Source organism: Microbulbifer sp. ARAS458-1 (genome assembly GCF_045348205.1).
In the GTDB taxonomy this organism is placed as follows: Bacteria; Pseudomonadota; Gammaproteobacteria; order Pseudomonadales; family Cellvibrionaceae; genus Microbulbifer.
Map to the genome: position 1 here is coordinate 3,569,494 of NZ_CP155838.1, position 18,974 is coordinate 3,588,467.

An 18,974-nucleotide genomic window follows, 5' to 3' on the forward strand; every position below is an offset into this window, starting at 1 on the left:
AACCTTAAGCGTTAGACATTAGCCTCGCTGCGATCACCGATCATATTCGTGATTTTAACCATACGGTCATCGGGAATCTCAGCCTGGGAAAGCACCGCCAACTGACGCAGGCGACGCCTGAGAAAATGCGCGAGTAGTGGGCGCAGGTTGTGACGCACAACCAGCACGGGTGGATCACCGGCGGTTTCTTGTCGCTCCATGGCAGCCGCAGCTTGAGACATCAGGGTATCCGCAAGTCCTGGCTCCAGTGCGCCACCACTCTCCAGCGCCTGAGAAAGCACCTGCTCCAACTGACTTTCCAGGCCCATCACCCGGAGTTCAGCACTGCCGGGGAACCACTGATGTGCAAGCACTCTTCCCAAAGCAAGGCGCACCCGCGCGGTCAGCTCGGGCACATCAAAACTCTGCTCCCCCTGGCCGGCCAGAACATCAAGAATACTGCGCATATCACGGATGGGAACATCCTCATCCAGCAGATTTTGCAGAATTCGCTGTAAGGTTGTCAGGGTGACCGTTTTAGGAACGACTTCCTCAACCAAACTTTTACAATCACCGGAAAGTTTATCCAGAAGCTGCTGAACTTCCTGACGGCCGAGCATTTCCGCGCAGTGACGATGTAGTAAATGGTTGAAATGTGTAGCCACAACAGTACTCGCATCCACCACCGTATACCCATACACCTGAGCCTGTTCACGCTGCCCCTGATCTATCCACACCGCAGGCAAACCAAACGCGGGCTCCTCTGTTGCGATGCCCTGAAGCTCGCCGCTTACCTGCCCGGGATTGATTGCAAGCCACTTCCCTGGATGTGCTTCACCTCTGCCAACTTCCGCGCCTTTAAGGTTAATCACATAGGTGTTTGGTGATAACTCAAGGTCATCCCGTATATGGACAACAGGTGGTAAAAACCCGACTTCTTTAGCAAATTTCTTACGCACACTTTTAATGCGCCCAAGTAGCTCTCCTTGCTGACGTTGATCTACAAGGGAAATCAGGCGATGTCCCACCTCCAGACCCAGGGTATCGATAAGCTCCACATCATCCCAACTGGCCTCAGGTGTTTCCGGTACAATGGCGGGTTCCGCATCAATCTGCTCCTGCACCAACTGCTCTTCCCGTCGCCGCCCCATCCACCAGGCGATCCCAGCCAAGGCAGCAGTAAAAAGCAAGAATACAAAATTCGGCATACCGGGAACCAAACCCAGCAGCCCCATAACGCCTGCGGCGAGATACAGCACACGCGGGTTGGTAAGCAGCTGCTCGATCATCTGCTGACCAACGTCCTGGTCGGTATTGACCCGGGAAACAGTTACACCAGCCGCTGTGGAGATCACCAGCGCAGGGATCTGAGCTACAAGACCGTCACCGATCGTTAGCAACGTGTAAGTACGCGCAGCATCGCCGAAAGACAGATCATGCTGCATGGTGCCAATCATCAGACCGCCGATGACATTCACTGCCATGATTACCAGCCCCGCGACAGCATCTCCACGCACAAATTTGCTCGCGCCGTCCATGGAGCCGTAAAAATCTGCTTCCTGAGCGACTTCTGTACGACGGGTACGGGCTTCCTCTTCACCGATCAGCCCCGCGTTAAGATCTGCATCAATAGCCATCTGTTTTCCGGGCATGGCGTCAAGCATAAAACGCGCCCCTACTTCAGCAATGCGCCCAGCGCCTTTGGTGATCACCATAAAATTGATCACCACCAGGATCAGAAACACCACCAGCCCCACTGCAAAGTTACCTCCAACCAAAAACTGGCCGAAAGCCTCAATCACCTTGCCCGCGGCAGCCCCCCCGGTGTGCCCCTCCATCAATACAACTCGGGTGGAGGCGACATTGAGTGCCAGGCGCAATAAGGTCGTGAAAAGCAGTACCGCCGGGAAAGCGGCAAAATCCAGTGCGCGCAAGGTAAACATGCTCACCAGTAGCACCATCAGAGAAAGGGCAATATTGAAGGTAAAAAACATATCCAGCGCAAACGGCGGCAACGGCAGGATCAGCATGGACATGATTAGCAGAATCAGCACCGGACCAGCGAGCACCCGCCCGGCGGGCAGCGAGAATCCAGTACTGCTGAAATAGGAATTCAAGGGTTTCACGGGTCTACCTCCAACTCTTCAGGTAACGGGAGCTGTTCCGGTGTTACAGGTGGGGTTTCCCCCTGCTCATTTGCGCGACGCAGCTGCATAGCCCAGGCGAGCACTTCGGCTACGGCGGTATACAGAGGTGCAGGAATTTCCTGATCCAGATCGACATGACGGTACAGGGATCGAGCCAGCGGTGGGGCTTCAAGACGAGGAATATCGTGTTCGTCCGCCAATGTCCGAATACGCGCGGCAACCGCCTCCACGCCTTTCGCAATTACTCGCGGTGCACTCATGCGGCTCTCGTCATAGCGCAGGGCAACTGCGTATCGTGTAGGATTGGTAATGATTACGTCTGCATCAGGAACCTGGGCCATCATTCGGTTACGCGACATCGATTGCTGTTGTTGACGTATCCGTGCCTTGAGTTGAGGATCGCCCTCACTTTCCTTGAATTCGCGGCGCACTTCCTCTTTGCTCATCCGTAATTTCTTGGCATGACTCCACAACTGATACGGAGCGTCGATTGCCACCACGAGAATGAGGGAAAATGCCATCAATCCACAGGCCTCCGCTGCGAGTCGCAGCGCAGATGCCATGGCTCGTTCGGTTCCGAGATCCATCAGGGCCAGAAACTCGCCGCGCCGGCTATATAAAAACAGCGCGAGCACCGTACCTACAAGTACAGATTTGGCAATAGCCTTACCCAGTTCAGCCAGAGCCTGGGAGGAGAATTGCCGCTTGAGCCCCTTGATCGGATTGAGTTTAGAGAACTGGGGTTTGAGGGATTTGGCGGAAATAAGAAAGCCGCCCAGCAAGTTAGGTGCAAGCAATGCAACCACAGCGACGAGTATGAACAGTGGGATCAGTGCCAGTAGACTGTGAGCAGTAAGATTGGCGCTGGTGGTTACCATGACAGCGGGGTCAAAGGCCCGCTGCCGATCAAACAGAAAAGACTGCTCCATCATAAGCCCGAGCTGTGCGAACAGGGTCGGACCCAACGCCCACAGACCTCCGAGACCAGTGCATAAGAGCATGACCGTGGCGAGTTCTCGGGAGCGTGCTACCTGGCCGTCCTCACGGGCCTTTTCAAGGCGCCGGGGTGTGGCGGCTTCTGTTTTGTCCTGGTCCTGGCTATCGTCAGCCATTTGGGCATCCGGTGGTTATCGGGTGCCGGCCATTGTCGACCAAAGCGGGTATCGCTAAAGGGCGAAAAAGCGGGGTAACAGGGTGCTATTTCAGCAGAGCACCCGTTACTCGCCATTCGCACAAGTGATCAGAATCCCAGCTCTTCCAGCAGATCATCCACCTGGTCCTGGCTGCTGACCACGTCTTCAGCCTCAACGTTGATCTGAGGCCCGTTGACCAGAGAGGACTCCTCGCGGCGCTGATTGTCCGCTGCTGATCCATCTTCCAGCCGGCGCCGAAACGCCTCCCGCTCCTCACCCTCCGGTACACTTTCCAGGAGGACCTGCAATAGCTGGCGCTCGACCTCCTGGATGACTTCCATCATCTTCTTGATAACCTGACCAGTCAGATCCTGAAAGTCCTGCGCCATCATGATTTCCAACAATTCCTTGTTGGTCTCGCGGGCCATGGTGGGTACGGCAGAGAGGTAACCACGGGTTTCCTTTACCAACTCACGCGCCTCATCAAGCTCCTTTGGATTCTCAAACCAGGACTGCCACTGCTTATCCAATGCCTGGGCGCGGGACTCAATCTCATTCTGCAGAGGTTGTGCGCGATCAACACAATTCAGCGCGCGCTCTGCGGCTTGCTCAGTCATGGAAACCACGTAATCGAGCCGGGCACGGGCATCTGGAATGGCTTTGGCTGCTTTCTCTACTTCTTTATCAAGGCCCAGTTCCCGCATGCTGTCGCGCAGCATTCTCGTCAACTGGCCAATTCGCACCACCAGTTCGTCACTTTGGGTATTATCGAAGCTGACAGCTTTTAACTCACTACTCACGGTCACTTCTCCTTTCCGGAAGAAGCGGGCATCAGCGCGCTCATTTTCCCAGCTTCTCAAAGATTTTAGTTAACTTCTCTTCCAATGTCGCCGCCGTGAAAGGTTTAACAATATATCCGTTGGCGCCAGCCTGTGCCGCGGCCACAATATTCTCCTTTTTTGCCTCGGCGGTAACCATCAGGACGGGCAAGGATTTAGTCGCCTCGTTCGCTCGAATATCCTTGAGCATATCCAGACCGTTTAGATTCGGCATATTCCAGTCGGAGACTACGAATTCAAAGCCACCACCATTCACTTTGGCCAGCCCTTCCTGGCCGTCTTCTGCTTCATCCACGTTATTAAAGCCAAGCTCCTTGAGCAGGCTCCGAATTATCCGTCGCATGGTGGGGAAATCGTCCACCACCAGTATCTTCATATTTTTATCCATGATCTGTACTCTCTGTGTTAACGCTTCTCCACACTCGCAGGTTTAGGGTCAAAACTCTTCCCACTCCTCATCGGTAGATGTGATCAGTTCACGAGCATCCTTTTCCGGTGCCGAAACCTTCTTCGCGTCCGCGGACTCCTGGCTATCGGCCTTTTCTACTTGCGCTGTACGATTTCCAGCGTTGTTCTTCGCCAAGGGTGTTTCGGGATCAATGCTGCTGGAGGAGTAACCACCCTCGTCCTCAGATTCACTGGTGAGACGGAAAATGGCGACGGCTTCCTCCAAGCGCTGTGCTTGCGCCTCCAGAGAGGCCGCGGCAGCAGACGCCTTCTCCACCAATGTTGCATTCTGCTGGGTAGATTCATCCATTTGACTCACAGCGCGACTGACCTGTTCGATTCCGCTGCTCTGCTCCTGAGATGCGGCAGAAATTTCATCCATAATGTCGGTCACGCGCTTCACCGCATCCACCACTTCTTTCATGGTGTCACCGGCCTGGGTTACCAGAGACGCGCCCTGCTCTACTTCCTGCACCGAATTTTCAATCAGGGACTTGATCTGACGTGCGGCGTCGGCGCTATTGCCCGCAAGGTTCCGTACCTCTCCGGCAACCACCGCAAATCCGCGGCCCTGTTCACCGGCACGCGCAGCTTCGACTGAGGCATTCAATGCCAGAATATTCGTCTGGAAAGCGATTGAATCTATCATTCCGGTAATTTCCGCAACTTTACGGGAACTCTCGGTAATCCCCTGCATTTTGCTGGAAACCTGCTGCATAACCTCCCCACCACGAATGGCCGTTCCAGAAGCATCATTGGCAAGTCCACTGGCCTGACGGGCATTGTCTGCATTCTGCTTCACGGTAGCGGTCAACTCTTCCATGCTGGTCGCGGTTTCTTCCAGTGATGCAGCCTGCTGTTCCGTGCGCGCAGACAGATCGATATTGCCTCGTGCAATTTCTGACGAACCGCTATAGATAGACGTACTTCCGTTGCGCACCTGAGTGACAATTCGGCTGAGGCTCAGCTGCACATCGCGCATGGCACTGAACAGCTGACCAATCTCATTTCCACCATGGTCGCTGATCGGGCGCGAAAGATCTGCTTGCGCAATACTCTGCAGATTTTCCATTGCTTCACCCAGAGGGCGCACTACGATATTACGCAGCAGTAGATAGATCAGGGCGAGAATGATGGCGATAAACGCTATGACAATGATACCGATGGTTCCGTAGTGACTAGTGGTATCTCTATACCCCTCCATGATGCCTTCGCTCTGAACCCCTGCCTGATCAAGAAGTGACAGCAAAGCCACATTGAGGTCATCACTGAAAACACTGATTTCCTCTTTGCGTTCGTTGTAACTTTCAAGGTCTGGCTTATCCTGTACTAGAAGCTGATATTCCGCATCCAGCTCTCCCAGCATATCGGTAAATACCAGCGATAGTTCTTCAAACTCCGCGGCTTCTTGTTCCGTCATCTCTATTTCGGATAGCCGATCAAACTCCCTGTGTGTCTGCTGTAATGTCTCATTGACACTTTTAAGATACGTTTTTGCGCTGAGGTTGCGCCCGTTCTCCAGCTCTCCGGCAGCAAGATTCATTTCAATCATGCTTTTATTGAGGGTGGAATATGCTCGAAATACATCGTGCATTACCTGCACATTGACCCGGTGCAGCGTACGAATAGAATCGTCACCCACCTGATTCGTCGCCATACGCAGGGCAACCAGGGCGCCCATCAACAGCGTGCAACACAACAGCACTCCGGCCACTACCGTGTTGATATTGAGGTTTCTGATCAGTTTCATCATGGCCGGCGTTTCTCCTCGTCGGTAATCCTGGAACTAAATTTCTATTTGCATTTGTTATACGCGCTGGGCGCGTCCAGACGCGGCTGCCAATGTGAGCATGTGCTCGGCGACGCGATCCAAAGTCACTATGTCCTTTGCAGCCCCAATGGCAATTGCCTCTCTCGGCATGCCAAATACCAGAGACGAGGTTTCATCCTGAGCAAGCGTCGCCGCACCAGACTGCCGCATGGCCAGCAAACCGGCGGCACCATCTCGCCCCATACCGGTAAGCAGTGCTCCGATGGCATTGCGACCAGCCAGTTCAGCAACAGACTGAAACAGAACATCGACCGATGGACGATGCCGGTTAACCGCTGGCCCGGTATCCAACTCGACCAGATAGTTGGCTCCACTACGCGCCAGCTTCAGATGCTGGTCGCCTGGAGCGATATACGCATGGCCAGGTAGAATACGCTCGCCGTGCTCGGCCTCTTTCACCTGTATCCTGCAGAGCCGATTCAATCGCTCCGCAAACGAACGGGTAAATCCACTGGGCATATGCTGGGCAACGAGGATTGCCGGGCAGTTAGCAGGAAGAGGCTCGAGCACGCGCCGAATCGCTTCGGGCCCACCAGTGGAAGCGCCGATAATCATCAGCTTTTCGCTCGAAACCATTACCGGCTCCAACGCGGAAGGGGGTTCTTTATTTCGTACCATATGGCGTGCTGGTCGCGCTCGGGCAGCCGCACGGATCTTTTCTGCTATCCGATGGCCGTACTCCAGTAAACCCGTTCGTATACCCAGTTGCGGCTTGGCGACAAAGTCGACCGCACCGAGCTCCAGAGCACGTAGGGTGATTTCCGACCCAGACCGGGTGAGCGACGAAACCATAACGACGGGCATTGGACGCAGGCGCATCAACCGCTCCAGGAAGTCCAGTCCGTCCATTCGCGGCATTTCCACATCCAGAGTCAGAACATCGGGATTCAGTCGCTTGATCAGATCACGTGCAACCAGAGGGTCAGGAGCGACCGCTACTACTTCCATATCTGACTGGCCATCGATAATTTCGCGCATAAGTCCGCGAATAAGTGCCGAGTCATCGACACAGAGCACTTTGATTTTTTCCATGGATAACGTCTGCTCTCTCGCTCACGCTACGGCGCTGTCTTTCAATCTGACCTTGCAAACTGACAGGGCCCCCAAGTGTTAGAATCGGGTATTCGCTGAACCTGAAGTATTCATCGGCCGCTAATCGCCGGGCTTTAGGGAGGGCAACGAGGTTTTTCTCACGCCGCTGGACGGGCGATAGGAAGCCCCCGGAATGATCAGGCCAGTGTATAGACAGTCTGGCCGCGCAGGCGGAACCTCTGGGTAATGTTGGTGAAGTTCTCCGAATGACCAACAAATAGCAAACCATCACTCTTCAACAGTCGAGCGAAACGCTCAAGCAGTCGTGCGTGGGTCTCTCGGTCAAAGTAGATCATTACGTTGCGGCAGAAGATCGCGTCAAACCGACCCTGGACAGGCCAATGTTGACCAACAAGGTTCACAGGCTCGAAGTGAACCTGACGCGCCAACTCCGGTCGTACGCGAACGTATCCGCTGCGCCGACCACAGCCTTTGAGAAAACCGCGCCGTAGCTGATTCTCAGGCACCTGGCGGCGCACCTGATCCAGTGGATAAATTCCATTGCGCGCCCTGGTCAATGCTTCGCTGTCGATATCCGACGCGAAGATTTCGCGCCTCGTCAGGGTAGGCAGAGCCTCTTCAAGTGCAATTGCGATAGAATACGGCTCCTCTCCTGTGGAAGCCCCGGCACTCCAGACTCGAACTGGATCCCTCCGATCTCTGATATGCGACGCCAGCAAATCGAAATGGTGGGGTTCACGAAAAAAAGCAGTGAGATTAGTGGTCAATGCGTTGACAAATTCCTGCCAGGCCTCCGCTCCCGACCTACCATTCAGCCAATCTAAATACGCACTGAAACATTGATGGCCACGATTTCGTACACAACGGCCAAGTCGGCTATACACCATATCCCGCTTATGTTCAGCCAGGACAATACCGGCCCGCTCCGCGATCAGTACACGAATTCGCTCGAAATCTCGATCGGTGAACTCAAGTTCACGCTGATTGATAGGCGCTACCACTCGCTGCTTCACTGCAATCAACCTGCGCTCAGGCGGATTTCTGTAGATGTATCTACGGCAGCCTCATCAGAAGGATTGTTAATGGATTTTGGCGATGCTATCCCCTTAGCAGAATTCTCCGGTACGGTCTTTTCCAAAGAAAAAACGCCCACTGCCTGTGAGAGACGCGCCATACGCCCCTGCAACGCGGCCGATGATTCGGCGATCGCTCGTACTCTGTCTGCATTCTGCTTGGTGACTTCATCCATCTGTGCAACAGCGAGGTTAATGTGGCCGATACCGGTACTCTGCTCGGCGGACGCTGTGGAGATTTCTCGCATGATATTACTCACACGAGTAACCGATTCGACCACCCCGGCAATAGAGGTACCTGCCTGACGCACCAACTCGGCGCCGGCATTAACCTCGCGATTTGAACCGTCAATCAAAACGCGAATTTGTTTCGCTGCGTCGGCCGAACGCCCCGCGAGATTTCGTACTTCCTGTGCTACCACGGCGAAACCTCGACCGTGTTCACCTGCTCGCGCAGCTTCCACGGAAGCGTTGAGCGCGAGGATATTAGTCTGGAAAGCAATGCCATCAATCGTCTCGATGATCGCTGCCATCTGCTTAGAGCTCTGAGTGATTCCCTCCATGGTTCTAACAATCTGGCCCATGGTTTCACCACTCACTTTCACGTCGCGGGACGCATCTTCCGCAAGGCCGAATGCTTGCTGCGCATTGTCGGCATTCTGACCGACGGTTATGGTGATCTCCTCCATGCTGGAAGCGGTCTGCTGCAGCGATGCGGCCTGCTGATCAGTACGCGATGCCAAGTCGTCGTTACCATCCGCAATCTTACGTGTACTCGGTACTGACACTGCAACGCTCGCGCTTACTTCACTTACAATATCGTGAAGACTGCGATGCATGATTGTAAGGGCATTGGCGAGAGGTGCCATTTCGCCTTCCGCTTCAGTAGGCGCTGGTATCCCCAGGTTTCCCGCGGCAATCTGAAGTAGGAATTTCTGCATATCCCGTAACGGACGCAAAATGCTGCGTGCGACGGAAACAGTGAGCCCGGCAAGTAACGCACAACCGCCGAGGGTAATAGCAACCGCAGGGATCATTCCGTGAGAAGAGTAGACGGACGCCGATCCAAGCATAAGTGACAAGCCAGACAGCGCTGCCAGGGTACCCAGGCGAAGCTTGAGCGAGGCGCGAGCAGCGCGTTGCCACCAGCCTTTGGGGCCGCGGTGTATCATTTCACCACGCTGTAACGTTACATTCCCGCTGCGGCCCTCCCGTAGACATCGATACAGTTGTTCCGTCCGCTCAATATCCCGCCGCCCGGCTTTCAGGCGTATAGAGACATATCCATTGATCCGGCCCGCATCCGAAACCGGTACAACATGGGCACGCACCCAGTAAAAACCTCCATCTTTTCGGCGGTTTTTCACTAGCCCAATCCAGACTTCGCCTTTGCGGATGGTCTGCCAAAGGTTGGCGAAAGCCTGCGGCGGCATATCCGGATGGCGGACAATATTGTGATTGGCCCCCAGTAATTCATGCTGCGCATAACCGCTCACCTCCACAAACGCGGAGTTGGCGTATACTATGCGGCCACTGAGGTCGGTTCGAGAGATGAGAAAGTCTTGGTCGCGCAGGAGGTATTCCCGGTTGGTTACCGGTTGATTGGTTTTCATGGATGGTTACTCTCCGGCTTCGGCGACCAGCGCCATTTCGCGACTGGTCAGCAGCTTTTCGATATCTACCAAAACCAACATTCGATTCTCCAGGTTACCCAGCCCACTGATGTAGTCCAGTGGTAGACTTACGCCAAATTCTGGAGCAGGTTTGATCTGTTCATCACTCAAAGTCATGACATCGGATACCCGGTCTACCACAATTCCCACTACACGACCGGCGATATTCACCACAATCACTACGGTCTGATCGTCGTATACCGCATCTGAAAGACGGAATTTTATGCGCAGGTCAACAATCGGTACGATAACGCCGCGCAAATTCGAAACACCTTTGATGAAGTCCGGCGCATTGGCAATACGGGTAACATTGTCATAACCGCGAATCTCCTGCACTTTCAGGATATCGATAGCGTATTCCTCCTCACCCAAGGAAAACACCAGAAATTCCCGATCTCTGGCCAGTGCTGCGGATGCCTTCTCGGCTGCGCCAACAAAACTCATGCGTTTTCTCCCTCTACACTAGATACTGTCCGCCGGGCCGGCTTAACGGTGGCGGATCGGTTGGAAGTCGTTTTCCCGGACTCGCTAGAGCACCGGCCTGCAGGCTGGAACGCCCCCTCGGATTTTTTACTCTGATGTAGGCGATGCAGGTCTGCGATGTCCAGGATGAGCGAAACACTGCCATCTCCCAGAATGGTCGCCGCAGATACACCAGGCACCTTGCGATAGTTGGTTTCCAGATTCTTTACAACCACTTGCTGCTGTCCAATCAACTCGTCCACCAGTAATGCATAGCGGCGTCCCTGGCCGTGCACTATCACAGCAATTGCCTTTGTAGGATCGGTTTCAGCACCGACAACATCCAGTGCCGCATGCACAGAAAGTAGCGGCAAATAGTCATCGCGCACTTTCAGTAGAAGGTCTTCGCCTGCCATGGGATACAGATCTTCGCTACGTGGTTGCAATGACTCGACCACACCGCTCACTGGTAGAACGAATGTCTCACGGGCTACACGTACAGACATTCCGTCAAGGATCGCCAGTGTCAGCGGTAATACGATACGGGTGGTGGTACCGTTGCCGGGTCGCGACTCGATCTCCACATGGCCGCCCATAGCCTCGATATTGCGCTTTACCACATCCATACCGACCCCGCGCCCGGAAACATCACTCACTTCTGCAGCTGTGGAAAATCCCGGAGCAAAAATCAGCTGCCAGACGTCTTCATCGCTCATATTTTCAGTAACGGCAATTCCATTGGCAGCCGCTTTGGCAAGAATCTTTTCGCGATTCAGGCCGGCACCATCGTCACTGACTTCAATCAGAATATTGCCGCCCTGATGTTGCGCTGAGAGCAGAAGATTTCCGGTGCGTGATTTACCAGCGGCTTGTCGCACCTCGGGCAACTCAATGCCATGGTCCAGACTGTTTCGCACCAGATGCGTGAGTGGATCGATAATACGCTCGGTCAGCCCTTTATCCAGTTCGGTGGATTTTCCCTCGGTGATCAACTCAATGTCTTTACCCAATTTTCCCGCCAGATCGCGTACCAGACGTGGAAAGCGGCTGAACACATAGTCCATCGGTACCATTCGTACCGACATCACCGCTTCCTGCAGATCCCGTGCGGTGCGGGACAACAGACTGAGTCCACTGCTCAGTTTTCCATCGCGTGCACTTCCGGAGTCGTCTACCACTTGATCGAGCATCGACTGGGTAATAACCAGCTCACCGACCAGATTGATAATCTGATCCACTTTCGCCACTGGCACCCGTATTGATGCACTCTCGCCGCTGCTCTTCGTCTTGGGTTCCGACTTGCGGGTTACTACCGACGGTGATACAGAGTCCTCTGATTTTTTCTCGTCTGTCTTTGCCAACGCCTGACCACGCGAGTCCAATGCAGACGGTTGGCTCTTTATTTCAGGTGCAGCCGCAGTCAAGGAGGTTATTTCAAGTTGATCTGGCTCGGTTATAAAACACAGCACCGCTTCGATATCGTCACTGCTGAGCGAAGACGCAAGTGCTACTTCATAGCGGTATTCATCTCCAGACTCGCTCTCCACCCGCCCCAGGTGCGCAAGCTCTTCGATCAGTAAACGTCGATCTTTCTCCGCGACCTTTAGCAGAGTAATCTGATACCGCCTGGAAGCCGTCGCCTCTTGTGGTTCGACTTTATCATCCACTCTGGGTGGCTCTTTGGCATGCACTTCAGAGATTGTATTTGTGTTCGAAGTACTTCCATTACCGTCAACATCTTCACCAATTTCTTCCAACGCAAGCTGCCGCAACACCTGACAGATGTATTCCAGAGCCTCGGGGTCTGGTTCGACATTCTGTCGATAGGCATCCAGCTGGTCATTTAACATATCTTTGGTTTCCAGAAATACGTCGATGAGATCGCGGCGCAAGGTGAGCTGCCCACAGCGCGCATGGTCAAGAAGATTTTCGAGCAGATGAGTAGTGCGCTGCAGGGCTTCAAAGCCGAAAGTGCCGGCCCCGCCCTTGATGGAGTGTGCCGCTCGAAATATCGCGTTCAGCTGCTCTGGGTCTGGAGAGCCCAGATCCAGATCAAGTAAATGCTGCTCCATCTCTGCGAGCAGTTCGCCCGCTTCTTCAAAAAACGTATCGTAAAAATCAGTAATATCCATCATCGCTCCTGCAGGGCGTGCAGCGGTTCGGCCCTTCCACCCGCGCGAATGCGCAATGCTGCTTCCGCGCTCAAAACGAGCAGGCTGATCCGTCGATTGACGGCGTCCCCCGGATGACTACCAGGAATGGGATTTCTGTCCCCCATGCCGATAACCCGCAACATCTTGTTACTATTCAGTCCTCCGGCAACCAGTTCACGGCGACTGGCGTTGGCTCGGTCCGCGGATAGCTCCCAATTGCTGTACCCAGTATCACCTGCGGCATAACTGAGGCTATCGGTATGCCCACTGATACTCACGACATTTGGTAATTCATTCAGCAATGGAGCAATTGCTCGAATCAACTTGCGCATATGCGGCTCCAGCTGATCGCTGCCAATCTGGAACATGGAGCGCTGCTCCGTATCAATCATCTGGATACGAAGCCCCTCCGGTGTCATTTCGAATCGCACCTGATCGCGCAGCTCCCACAGCTCTGAATCCCGTTGAATAACGCTTTCAATGCGGAAACGCAGATCCATCAATGTACGGCGCACGTCTTCCGGCAAGCGTTGACTGCGCAGGTCCACCCGCGCGCGCTCACCGTTTACGTGCGCGGGATCTGTACCGCCACCAGGGATAACGCTTGTGCTCGCGCTTTTTCGATCGCCGTTGCTCAGAGCCACCGCAAGTGGCGTGCGGAAATACTCAGCCAGCCCCTGTAGCTCTTGCGGCGATGCGTTGGACACAATCCACATCACCAGAAATAGCGCCATCAGTGCAGTCATCAGATCGGCCAGAGCGATTTTCCAGGCGCCACCGTGATGACTGTGATGAGCCTTGCGTGGCCGCCGGACAACAATGCGGCGCTCACCTTTTGCCAGACTACTCATGCGGTAGAGAGCGATGGACGAACATGGTCTTCCAGCTCACCAAATGTTGGGCGATCACTGGTATCCAGTGTTTTTCGGCCAAATTCCACAGCCAGCTGCGGGGCATATCCGTTCAGATTTGCGAGCAGAGTTACCCGCACACACTGGAGTACTTTCACCGCCTCCTGGACCTGCCGCTCAATACGACTGGCCAGGGGATTGACGAATCCGTAGGCCAGAAGGATGCCCACAAAGGTTCCAACCAACGCATGCGCAACCATGAGGCCAATCTCACCTGCTGCGGCATCGGCTGACGCCAGCGCTTTAACCACTCCCAGAACAGCCGCCACGATACCGAAGGCCGGTAGTGCATCCCCCACCTTGAGAAGAGCATCAGCCGGCACTCGGGCCTCATGTTCGAACGCCTCGATTTCGTGGGTCATGAGCTCATCCAGTTCCAGTGGATCCATGCTCCCACTCACCATCAACCGTAAGTAGTCCGTTGTGAAACTCATGATCATGGGATCCCTGGTAACGCGGGGAAACTCACTGAATATTTCGCTGTCTTCTGGCGCTTCAATGTCCTTCTCGATGCCTATAGCGCCGTCTCGCCGCATCTTCCACAGCAGCCTGTACTGCAATGCCATCAGGTCCATATAAATCGACTTGTCATATTTGGCCGAGCGTTTCAGGCGCGAAAGGCTACGCACCGTGCTACGAATCGCCTTCCCATTATTTGAAGCGATGAAAGAGCCCAGTGCCGCACCACCGATAATCAAAAACTCCATCGGCTGGAACAAAGGACCCAGGTGCCCACCAGACATCGCAAAACCGCCGAATACCGAGACAATAACGACGATGAATCCTATGAATATCAGCACCTCAATTCCCCTGCCTCTCAAACCTTATGAGAAGCCTATCGGCATTTGTCCGCCATCCTTGAGTGACCGGGAGGAAAATCTCTTCTCAGGTTACGGACGCCATAGTTGCCGCCCGCATGTTGCAAGGCGCTGTGCACGAACTATTTTCATTAGGTAAGAATCCTTTTCTCGGCACACAGACGCTGTTGCCGCCCCTACAGGATGCTCGAAAGGAATCATTCAAATAACCCTACCCCCGGAAGCACCCAATCATGCTGATCGCGCATTTAGGCGACAAAATTCACCACCCGGAAAACACCCTGGCGGCCTTTGAGGCGGCGCATGGTCTTGGCGCCTGCGCAATTGCCACGGAAGTACAGTTCAGTAAAGATCAGACACCATGGTGCTGTGCGGGGGATGGCCTTGAGATTCCGCAGGCGGCGATTTCTGCGCCACTACGCAGACTGAAAGACAAGGACCTGCGGACACTGCCACTGAGTAATTTCCAGCAGCTGGTGGACTGGGCCGGTCGTCATCGCCATCTTGAATGGTTTGTGGAGTTGAGCCCGGAAACCCTGGCGCTGACCCCGGCGGAAGTCGCCATTCAACGCCTGCTGGAGGAAATCCCGGGCTCCACGGACAACTTTGTGCTGCTTACTTCCGACCTGCGCAGCCTGCGCCTGGCCCGGAATATGGGGTTCGATCTGGTAGCGCTGCGGGTACCGAATGTGGCGCGCTGCCTTTCTGCAGATGTAGTAACGCTGGCCCCGGACTACCTGTTGATTGATCAGGCAACCGTAGACTGCCAGGAGCTGCCGCCCGGGCCCTGGCAGTGGGTGGTTCACGAGATCAACACCACTCAGGGCGCCGTGCACTGGCGTCATAGGGGTGCCCACCACATACTTACCGGCAATCTGCCACTGTTAATGCGCTCGCGAGAGGCAAGCAATGTCTACGGAATATGATGTTCTTGTTGTTGGCGCGGGTATCCAGGGCGCCGGGGTAGCCGAGGCACTGACTGCAGCGGGCTACCGGGTTGCGATTCTGGAACAGGAGGCGGTTGCTTACGGCACCTCGTCGCGCTCCTCTAAGCTGATTCATGGCGGATTGCGCTATCTGGAAAGCGGACAGCTTTCTCTGGTGCGGGAATGCCTCAAAGAGCGGCGCTGGCTGCTCTCCCACAAACCGGATCTGGTCCATATGGTGCCATTCCTGATTCCGGTGTACCGCCACAGCCGCCGCGCCCCCTGGAAAATTCGTCTGGGACTCAGCCTGTACGCACTGCTGGCGGGGCTGTTTTCCTCACAGTCTCGCTTTCGCAAAATCGATATTCACGATTATGAAGCCCTGTGCGGTCTGAACAGCGATGACCTGATTGCCGTCTACCGCTACTTTGACGCACAAACCGACGACGCCGCCCTTACCCAGGAAGTCATCCGCACCGCGGTGCGCGGTGGAGCAGAACTGATCTGCCCGGGTAGCCTGGTAGGCGCAGAGGTAACGGAACGCTTTGTGCGCGCAGACTATTTTCATCAGGGGCAATTGAATACCCTCCACTGCCGGGCACTGGTGAACTGTACCGGCCCCTGGATCGACGACACCAACAGCAAATGCTCCCCCGGCGCGAAGCTGCCACCGCTAGAACTGGTTGCCGGTACTCATATCCAGGTGCCGTTAAAACTGGCCAACAAGATCTTCTATGTGGAAGCGGAAGATGGACGGGCGGTATTTGTCATGCCCTGGCAGGGAGAGACTCTGGTGGGAACCACCGAGCGCAGCTACCACGGCGACCCCTCCGAAGTGGCGCCCACCCTGGAAGAAAAAGCCTATCTGCTGCGCACTCTTAAGCAGTACTTCCCGGAGACGCGCCCCCTGCAATTGAGCGAACTGAGTGACAGCTTTGCCGGGTTGCGGGTGTTGCCCCACGCCAACAACAATCCGTTCTCGCGCAGCCGCGAGACCATGATCTGCTGCGACAACGATAAGTTACCACGTATCGTGGCGGTCGCCGGTGGCAAACTCACCAGCTACCGGGCCACCGCGCGCAGTGTGGTAAAAAAGCTCAGGCCACAACTGGAAGCCCGCCGCCCCTGGCCACAGGAAACCGCAACCTCGACAGAGAGCAATCAGGAAGGTGCGAAAGAGCGCAATCTGTAAGTCATCGGCTTAACCTTGCGCTCGACGCGCAGGGTTGGGTCCACCCCTGTTATACTGCGGGCAGTTTTTCCGCCTGATCTGCTGTTTATGTCCGACGCCGCACCTGCCAACACTCCGGTTTCCACGCCTGCCGGGAAGCCCAATCCTAGCTCCCGCCCCACATCCGGTAGTGCCACACCAGTATCGCACCGCTTTTGTACCGCACCGTTGATGGATTGGAGCGACAAACAAATAAATCATTATTTTTCAATGGGTTAGATAACGACAAACAAGGATGTACCAGCCTTGGCACAGTAACTTGGATTATTTTATTCAAGAGTACCCAGGAGAAAGCAACGGATGTGCAGTTTATTTGACGTGGATGACCACGCGGGAATCGAGAGGTTTGTAGAAGAAATTGGAGTCCGCCACCCCCAGAATATGATCTTCGGGCGCCGGCGGCGTCCGACTACTCGGGTAAGTATTGTGACAGGGCGGCACGGAGAGCCCGAACTGGAAAATGCCATTTGGCACTTATATCTACAGAGGGAGGGAGACCACTGGAAGCCTCATAAAAAGTACTGGTCAATCAATAGTAATTGGAAAAAGCTAGGGCAGCGGCCAGAGTACAGGAAGTCTCGCTGCCTGATACCTGCCACCGCTTGGGTAGAAAGTCAGCACGGCAAAAATCCCGTCGAGTTCAGTTTTGGTGAACATACTCCATTCTTTTTTTGTGGCCTTTACAAGACGTGGGGCGATGTAGTGAGCTGCAGTATTATCACTTTGGATGCTCACCCCGCCACCAAGGTCTATCACGAAAAGTCGTTTCCGATGATCGCTCCACAGAACCAGCGTTTTATCGAGACATGGTTATCTGGAGGCGAAAATACGGATCCATTCGAGCCCTATTTACACCCTGATCTTGAGCACGGCGGCGAACCACTCATGGTACAGCCTGTGGTCCGCGCTACATCTACTGAGTACTCTGGGGAAAAATTTCCGGTAGCAGGTAGTTAATTACTCTTTTCGCTGTCCAGCTCCTCTAGGCGATGAATCACAGCCCCAAGGCGTGCATTTACTTCTCCGGCCAGCGCCTGAATCATCAACTTGCGCGGACCAGGTTTAGGACACTGTAATGCCCATAACAATCCATCACTGAACTGCCGCACTTCTCGCACCTCTTCAGCACACTCAACTACTTCAACCTGTCCCATCCCATTACTCCTTTGTTGGTTGACTCTCCGCTCTTTGGCGGCGTAGAAGTAAATTTAACGGAATACTGTACATTTATACAGTATTGACGTAGCATGGATAGTCACCGAACTGCGCCCATCAAACTAATCAGGAAATTATTGGCTTAAAACGGCACCCGCAGCTGCAGGCCATCCACCCCGGTGTTGGGGTCATTTATCCCAGCGCTGGAATAGTGAAAATACTCCAGCGCTACCACTCCCCAGTGCAGCCCCACCCCCAGGCGGTAATTTATATCCCCGACCAGCGGCGAGCCGTCCACGTAGGCCACGCCCAGGCGGTAGTAATTTTCTGCCCCCAGGATCGACCACCCCGGCTGTACCCGCCGGCTGATTGAATACACCCAGTTGCGGTCGATGGGGCCGCGGTCGGTGTGGCCCTGGCCTATGGCGGTGGCGGCCACTTCCCACTGGTGGGCGGCGCCGAACTGCCAGCCGATTTCCCCCACGGTGTTGTGGCTGTTAAGCGCGGTGTGCCCCAGGCTCACCACCGGGCGGGCGTCGGCGCGCTCGGCCACCAGCGCGCACAGTAAAATCACCAGGAACAGCGCCACCGCGCCCTTGGTCCAGCTCCATTTAAATTTCGGCATAGGTTTTTCTCTCTCGGTTATTTTCGGGTTGGGTTGGTGTTTAGCCGGCGCTGGGGATCGACTCCCACGCCTGCATCGCCGCCGCCAGGCGCACCATGCGGTGCACACACTCGTCGGTAATGCGCGCCTTCACCGCGGCCACGCTCTCGGTGCCCTCGGCCAGTGCGCTGGTGGCGATACTGTCCACCTTGCCCGGGGTCACCATGGGTTCGCCGCCGCCGGTGGCCTGCACCTGGTTCTGGTCGTCAATCACCGCACCGGAAACCTTGAGGTTTACCTGGTCCACCACGCCGTCGGCGTCGGTGTCCACGTCGGCGCGGGTAATCTGAATGCGGATCAGCTGGCCTGCATAGGCGCCGTTATCTATCACAAACGCCACCTGGCCCGGCTCCAGGCCGGTTACCAGCTCGGTGGCCGGGGTATAAGTCAATTCGCTCACGGTCATATCTCGCTCGCTTTCCTTGAGGCAATAGAACACCGCGGCCGACAGCTCCCTGGCCGCGGCGGTGTGGGTTGGT

Annotated in this window: 18 protein-coding genes; 3 read left to right on the forward strand and 15 right to left on the reverse strand. The window is 55.0% G+C overall.

All coding sequences use genetic code 11. The features are described from left to right. Positions 1 to 11 precede the first annotated feature (11 nt). The 12 genes from flhA to motA all read right to left on the reverse strand — a co-directional run bounded on the left by flhA (position 12) and on the right by motA (position 14,501). Positions 12 to 2,105: a flagellar biosynthesis protein FlhA gene (gene flhA, locus AAFH99_RS14905; protein ID WP_406828100.1), complete on the reverse strand. Its 2,094-nt coding sequence runs from the start codon at positions 2,103 to 2,105 to the stop codon at positions 12 to 14. Further along, the gene (gene flhB / locus AAFH99_RS14910) at positions 2,102 to 3,238 is read right to left on the reverse strand and encodes a flagellar biosynthesis protein FlhB (protein ID WP_043318900.1); all 1,137 of its coding nucleotides are present in this window, start codon (positions 3,236 to 3,238) and stop codon (positions 2,102 to 2,104) included. The genes flhA and flhB overlap by 4 nt, the downstream gene beginning before the upstream one ends. A 128-nt stretch (positions 3,239 to 3,366) precedes the next feature. Then, the gene (gene cheZ / locus AAFH99_RS14915) at positions 3,367 to 4,059 is read right to left on the reverse strand and encodes a protein phosphatase CheZ (protein ID WP_406828101.1); all 693 of its coding nucleotides are present in this window, start codon (positions 4,057 to 4,059) and stop codon (positions 3,367 to 3,369) included. Between the two features lie 40 nt (positions 4,060 to 4,099). Next, positions 4,100 to 4,486, reverse strand: a complete 387-nt coding sequence (cheY, locus tag AAFH99_RS14920) for a chemotaxis response regulator CheY (protein ID WP_231758144.1) — start codon at positions 4,484 to 4,486, stop codon at positions 4,100 to 4,102. Between the two features lie 48 nt (positions 4,487 to 4,534). Further along, the gene (locus AAFH99_RS14925) at positions 4,535 to 6,298 is read right to left on the reverse strand and encodes a methyl-accepting chemotaxis protein (RefSeq protein WP_406828102.1); all 1,764 of its coding nucleotides are present in this window, start codon (positions 6,296 to 6,298) and stop codon (positions 4,535 to 4,537) included. A gap of 54 nt (positions 6,299 to 6,352) precedes the next feature. Then, the gene (locus AAFH99_RS14930; RefSeq protein WP_043318906.1) at positions 6,353 to 7,408 is read right to left on the reverse strand and encodes a chemotaxis response regulator protein-glutamate methylesterase; all 1,056 of its coding nucleotides are present in this window, start codon (positions 7,406 to 7,408) and stop codon (positions 6,353 to 6,355) included. Positions 7,409 to 7,605: 197 nt separating this feature from the next. Then, positions 7,606 to 8,442 carry a CheR family methyltransferase gene (locus AAFH99_RS14935; RefSeq protein ID WP_406828103.1) on the reverse strand — a complete coding sequence of 279 codons (837 nt, stop codon included), beginning with the start codon at positions 8,440 to 8,442 and terminating at the stop codon, positions 7,606 to 7,608. A 5-nt stretch (positions 8,443 to 8,447) separates the two neighbouring features. Next, the gene (locus tag AAFH99_RS14940) at positions 8,448 to 10,115 is read right to left on the reverse strand and encodes a methyl-accepting chemotaxis protein (protein ID WP_406828104.1); all 1,668 of its coding nucleotides are present in this window, start codon (positions 10,113 to 10,115) and stop codon (positions 8,448 to 8,450) included. A 6-nt stretch (positions 10,116 to 10,121) separates the two neighbouring features. Continuing rightward, complete coding sequence (locus tag AAFH99_RS14945; protein ID WP_043318909.1) at positions 10,122 to 10,619, reverse strand: chemotaxis protein CheW; 498 nt, start codon at positions 10,617 to 10,619, stop codon at positions 10,122 to 10,124. Then, on the reverse strand, positions 10,616 to 12,769 hold the full coding sequence (gene cheA, locus AAFH99_RS14950; RefSeq protein ID WP_406828105.1) for a chemotaxis protein CheA: 2,154 nt from the start codon (positions 12,767 to 12,769) through the stop codon (positions 10,616 to 10,618). The genes AAFH99_RS14945 and cheA overlap by 4 nt, the downstream gene beginning before the upstream one ends. Continuing rightward, the gene (motB, locus tag AAFH99_RS14955; RefSeq protein WP_406828106.1) at positions 12,769 to 13,641 is read right to left on the reverse strand and encodes a flagellar motor protein MotB; all 873 of its coding nucleotides are present in this window, start codon (positions 13,639 to 13,641) and stop codon (positions 12,769 to 12,771) included. The genes cheA and motB overlap by 1 nt, the downstream gene beginning before the upstream one ends. Then, positions 13,638 to 14,501 carry a flagellar motor stator protein MotA gene (gene motA / locus AAFH99_RS14960; protein WP_043318911.1) on the reverse strand — a complete coding sequence of 288 codons (864 nt, stop codon included), beginning with the start codon at positions 14,499 to 14,501 and terminating at the stop codon, positions 13,638 to 13,640. The genes motB and motA overlap by 4 nt, the downstream gene beginning before the upstream one ends. Positions 14,502 to 14,752: 251 nt before the next feature. Between motA and AAFH99_RS14965 the strand changes: the two genes are divergently transcribed. The 3 genes from AAFH99_RS14965 to AAFH99_RS14975 all read left to right on the forward strand — a co-directional run bounded on the left by AAFH99_RS14965 (position 14,753) and on the right by AAFH99_RS14975 (position 17,633). Further along, on the forward strand, positions 14,753 to 15,445 hold the full coding sequence (locus tag AAFH99_RS14965) for a glycerophosphodiester phosphodiesterase family protein (RefSeq protein ID WP_043318914.1): 693 nt from the start codon (positions 14,753 to 14,755) through the stop codon (positions 15,443 to 15,445). Continuing rightward, positions 15,429 to 16,637: an FAD-dependent oxidoreductase gene (locus AAFH99_RS14970; protein WP_406828107.1), complete on the forward strand. Its 1,209-nt coding sequence runs from the start codon at positions 15,429 to 15,431 to the stop codon at positions 16,635 to 16,637. The genes AAFH99_RS14965 and AAFH99_RS14970 overlap by 17 nt, the downstream gene beginning before the upstream one ends. Positions 16,638 to 16,976: 339 nt before the next feature. Continuing rightward, a complete protein-coding gene (locus AAFH99_RS14975; protein ID WP_406828108.1) occupies positions 16,977 to 17,633 on the forward strand; it encodes an SOS response-associated peptidase family protein in 657 nt (218 codons plus the stop codon). Here AAFH99_RS14975 and AAFH99_RS14980 read toward each other — a convergent pair. From AAFH99_RS14980 to AAFH99_RS14990, 3 genes are all read right to left on the reverse strand, one after another. Further along, a complete protein-coding gene (locus tag AAFH99_RS14980) occupies positions 17,630 to 17,830 on the reverse strand; it encodes a hypothetical protein (protein ID WP_406828109.1) in 201 nt (66 codons plus the stop codon). The two genes, AAFH99_RS14975 and AAFH99_RS14980, sit on opposite strands and share 4 nt — an antisense overlap. A 143-nt stretch (positions 17,831 to 17,973) precedes the next feature. Beyond that, positions 17,974 to 18,456 carry an acyloxyacyl hydrolase gene (locus AAFH99_RS14985; protein ID WP_406828110.1) on the reverse strand — a complete coding sequence of 161 codons (483 nt, stop codon included), beginning with the start codon at positions 18,454 to 18,456 and terminating at the stop codon, positions 17,974 to 17,976. 40 nt (positions 18,457 to 18,496) lie between these two features. After that, the gene (locus AAFH99_RS14990; RefSeq protein WP_406828111.1) at positions 18,497 to 18,901 is read right to left on the reverse strand and encodes a hypothetical protein; all 405 of its coding nucleotides are present in this window, start codon (positions 18,899 to 18,901) and stop codon (positions 18,497 to 18,499) included. Between the last annotated feature and the right edge of the window lie 73 nt (positions 18,902 to 18,974).